Here is a 2996-nt window from a genome sequence, read left to right as displayed (position 1 = left end):
GAAGCATAGCGTTCGCCAAGATATTAGCCCTCTTTTTTCTGGGGGACCGTTGGCGACCTGGAAGAATCTCGGGAGCTACTTTCAACAAACAAGCGAAGTAGACTCGATGGAAATGGCAGGCATAGGTGAGGAGCCGCTTTCTACAGGTAGCTCACTTACAGAACGAGCTGAGACGGCGTGGCTCAAGGCAAAGATTACCTACTACGGCCCTCGTACGATGCTGGATAACTCTGCTACCTGGTTTGACCAGCTCAGCGCACGAACACAGCGTCCCTGGAGCTACCCACGGCCACGAATCGCGCTTCCGGAGGACCCCCTAAATATGATCTTACTTCCTGTTTTTGGTCAGGTTGAGTTCAAATGGGTGGAGGCAGAGACGCAGTCGAAGCTACTACAAGGCTATCTCTTGCTCCGCGCGATACGCCTCGAAACTGGGCGCTACCCGGACGAGACAGAAGCTGCCAAGCTTCTTCCTACCGACCCGTTCTCCCCGACTCGTGCACCGCTTCGTTACCGGCGGGAGTCTGTGGAGAAGCTCACGCTCTGGAGCGTGGGGCCAAACGCAGTAGACGATGGCGGAACTCCAGGAAAGCAGGAAGCGGGAGTTGAGGGGATGCGGGGGGATGTTGTGGCACCCCATACCAAAGTTAGGCCATAACCTGGTTCTTGCCGGCACGCTTGGCCATGTAGAGTCGCTTGTCGGCGTGATCGAGTATATCTTCGTTACTGAGCAGGTCGGCAACCCCAATGCTTACGGTCAGAGTTAGCCCTGGCACGAGGCTGTCCCAGCGGTGCGCGGCGATTGTCTGACGAAGGCGCTCTGCAAGGAGCTTTGCATCGGGTAGGGGGGTCTCTGGGGTGATGATCACAAACTCGTCGCCTGACTGGCGCACCAGAACGTCGCTGGTACGGCTGGACTGGCGCAGAAGATTGGCAAAGCTGAGTAGCACCAGATCCCCTATTCGATGGGAGTGCTGATCGTTGACTTGTTTGAAGTCATCAATATCAATGAGGATCACGCTCAGGGGTAGCTCATAGCGCCGTGCGCGGGCAAGCTCACTCTCCAAGAACTGGGTTAAGTAGCGGCGGTTGTAGAGCTGGGTGAGGGGGTCTTCGAGCACTTGCTGGCGCAGGCTCTCCGTCTCGCGGCGCACGCGTTCCACCTCTAGCTGAGCCAGCTGGTTCTGGAGGCGGTGCTGAGCCGACTCTTGGTGAAACTGGGCGTAGAGCTTATGGAAGGTCTGGTAGTGGGCGAGCGCCTTGGAGAGACTCCCTTGGAGCTCGTAGCCTCGGCTGAGCTGTTGGTGGATCTCGCTCTGGATAAAGAGTCGGTTGTGTGCTTCGGCCTGTGAGAGGGCTTGTCGCAACCAGCGGCACCCCTCGTCAGCCTGATTTTGCTGGACTAAGAAGTTTCCCAGCGCCTGATAAGCAGTAAGCTGTGGCTCGGGCTGCCCGATTTCATCCGTGAACTGCTGGGCGGCACGCAGGGTAAGTTCCGCTTGTTCTTTGTCTATCTGCGAGCACCCCAAAGCGACTAAGGCTGCGGCTTCTAAAGACTTATTCTGCTGCGATAACGCGATTGTCATGGCACGCTGGGCGGCAACGACGGCTTCAGCGGATCGTCCGGCATTTTTGAGGGCACTGGCATAGCTGATCAGTGTATTACAGCGGTAGGTGGCTGAGGCCGTTGCTTCGTCGGGAGCAAGAGATTCTTCAAAGTAGCGAATTGCTTCTGTTGATTGTCCGCACTCTAGGTAGACCATCGCGATATTGCTGAGAATATGAGCCCTTTCGCGGGAGCTCTCCGGGGCAAGCTCAAGGGCTTCTGTCAGGCAGGCGATGGCTTCGCCGTAGTTGCTAAGGCTCCCATGAAACGCGGCGAGGGCGTTCAGACTGTTCTGAAGTCCCTGGTCATTCTTGATCTCGCGTAGAATCTGAACGGCCGACTCCATGTTCGCGATCGCTTCAGAGTACGCACTCTGGTGTTTTAGAGCCACCGCTTTTCCATGGAGGCACTGGCTGACAAGCAAGAAGTCCTGGGATTGCTGAGCTAGTGAGAGCGCCGCTTGGAAATCACTCTGTGCGGCAGTGATATTGCCGATAGAACCCTGTGCCATCGCACGGATCCGGAGTGCTTTGGCATGCAGGTGTGGATGTCCTGTGGAGTGCGCTAAGGAGACCGCCTCTTGGGCGAGTGAGAGTGCCGCTCCCGCATCCTGATTTAACAAGGTGCGCGATTTTTCAAGAAGCGTTTCTAGGGATTGTGGCTCGTTAGCAGGAAGCGAAGGCATGACGTACTCTCAAAGAAGATTGTCGGTTTTGCAACCAGGCAACATTACCACAAGATGCTTCCAAGGTACAATAGGGATGCTATGCCAACCCCTGTCAATGCCCCTGAGTATCCCGAAGTTACTGACGCTGTTGCCCGCGAGATGGGCGTCAATGTGTCTGAGTACGCCCAGATTCAAGAAGTGCTGGGCCGCGTCCCCACCTACACCGAGCTAGGAATGTATGCCGTGATGTGGAGTGAGCACTGCGGCTACAAGTACAGCCGCCCCGTGCTCAAGCTCTTCTCTGAGTACAAAAAAGCGCAAGAGTCGGGTGCGCTGGAGAACGCGGGGAGCGTCCCGCTAGGCGATACCGGCTGGGGTGTGGTCTTTAAGATGGAGTCCCACAACCACCCGAGTGCGGTCGAGCCGTTTCAGGGCGCGGCCACCGGAGTCGGTGGGATTCTGCGCGATATTTTTACGATGGGCGCACGGCCCATCGCGAGCCTGAACTCGCTGCGCTTTGGCCCGATTGAGGGCAACGATGCCACGGCGATCCACAACCGCTATCTCTTTGAGCACGTGGTCTCGGGTGTGGGAAGCTACGGTAACTGTGTCGGGGTCGCCACGGTGGGGGGGGAGATCTACTTCGATCCTTGCTACAACGGCAACCCGTTGGTCAATGCGATGAGCATTGGGATCGTCAAACTTGATGCGATTGCCTCGGCG

General features: G+C 56.9%; 2 protein-coding genes and 1 pseudogene. 2 read left to right on the top strand and 1 reads right to left on the bottom strand.

What is annotated here, in order from left to right; translation table 11 throughout:
• Window positions 1-658: pseudogene (locus tag RMO15_RS19315) on the top strand (hypothetical protein); the annotation flags it as partial.
• On the opposite strand, the gene RMO15_RS19310 reads toward RMO15_RS19315, so the two are convergent.
• Window positions 648-2291 (bottom strand): tetratricopeptide repeat-containing diguanylate cyclase, encoded by a 1644-nt coding sequence (locus RMO15_RS19310; protein WP_309715566.1) that lies wholly within the window; start codon window positions 2289-2291, stop codon window positions 648-650. The pseudogene RMO15_RS19315 and the gene RMO15_RS19310 overlap by 11 nt on opposite strands.
• Window positions 2292-2372: 81 nt before the next feature.
• Here RMO15_RS19310 and RMO15_RS19305 point away from each other — a divergent pair.
• Window positions 2373-2996: AIR synthase related protein (locus RMO15_RS19305; RefSeq protein ID WP_309715563.1), on the top strand; the 624-nt coding region annotated here is incomplete at its 3' end.

The organism is Armatimonas sp. (assembly GCF_031410135.1).
GTDB lineage: Bacteria > Armatimonadota > Armatimonadia > Armatimonadales > Armatimonadaceae > Armatimonas.
This window is presented reverse-complemented; position numbering and strand designations above follow the sequence as displayed.